Source organism: Aneurinibacillus danicus (assembly GCF_007991215.1).
GTDB classification, from domain to species: Bacteria; Bacillota; Bacilli; order Aneurinibacillales; family Aneurinibacillaceae; genus Aneurinibacillus; species Aneurinibacillus danicus.
In genome coordinates this window covers 1-872 of the sequence record NZ_BJXX01000009.1, presented here as the reverse complement: position 1 = coordinate 872, position 872 = coordinate 1, and the positions used below count along the sequence as shown (strand labels likewise).

At 44.7% G+C, this 872-nt stretch carries 1 protein-coding gene; it reads right to left on the bottom strand.

Going from position 1 to position 872, the window contains the following annotated elements; genetic code table 11:
- Nucleotides 1-110 precede the first annotated feature (110 nt).
- Nucleotides 111-779, bottom strand: coding sequence for a tRNA (guanosine(46)-N7)-methyltransferase TrmB (gene trmB / locus ADA01nite_RS00385; protein ID WP_146807913.1), 669 nt, complete (start codon nt 777-779; stop codon nt 111-113).
- Nucleotides 780-872 lie beyond the last annotated feature (93 nt).

Here is an 872-nt window from a genome sequence, read left to right as displayed (position 1 = left end):
CCCTTCCCATGATCTTCATGTCAGGATTGCGGCTGAGACGCCATAGTGGTTTTTCTATGCTTGTACAGTATATGCGCGGAAAGGAACTTTCAGAATTACGGACAAACACTTTACTCTGTAAATTTCGCGGCCAACTGTGCCGGATGCGCAGCAATACAGCGGTAGATTTTCATGCCCTGACTAACGAATTTGGCTTCGTATTCAGTCATGACATTCCCTTCGACGTATTCGCTGTTATGCAGGTCGAATGTGATGTCTTTCAGCAGGAATAACTCCTGTGCAAACTCGTTCAAGCTGAATTCAAACAACCCTTCATTGTCGGTTTTCAGTTGAATAAATCCGTTTGAATTTAATATCTTTTTGTATTTAGCGAGAAATTCGCTATGAGTTAGACGGCGTTTGGCATGGCGCTTTTTAGGCCACGGATCGCTGAAATTGAGATAGATCCTGTCCACTTCTTCGGGAGCGAAGTAATTTTCGATGTCGCGAATGTTAATCCAGAGGAACGCAATATTGGTAAGCTCCTTGGCTTCAGCTTTTTTGACGGCTTTAATCAGCACTTCTTCGTAGAGCTCGACGCCGAAATAGTTAATATGCGGATTTTGCTCCGCAAGCGTCGTAATGAAGTTGCCTTTACCGGTGCCAAGCTCCACATGAATCGGATTATCGTTGCCAAAGAATTCCCGCCATCTGCCCCTGTATTCTTCACCGTTAAGCGGGACCAGCTTCGGATAGGTAGCCATCGCTTCCCGTACGCCGGGTTTTTTACGTAGACGCATTGTATCAATCACCTGTTTGTTTCAAAATTTTTCACACTGCTATTTATCTTACGCATTGGTGGTACAAGATGCAAGAAAGAAAAGAGGAACGCC

Bases quoted from the DNA above. Each gene is read 5' to 3' on its own strand.
- trmB (WP_146807913.1), bottom strand. From the start codon at position 779: ATGCGTCTACGTAAAAAACCCGGCGTACGGGAAGCGATGGCTACCTAT.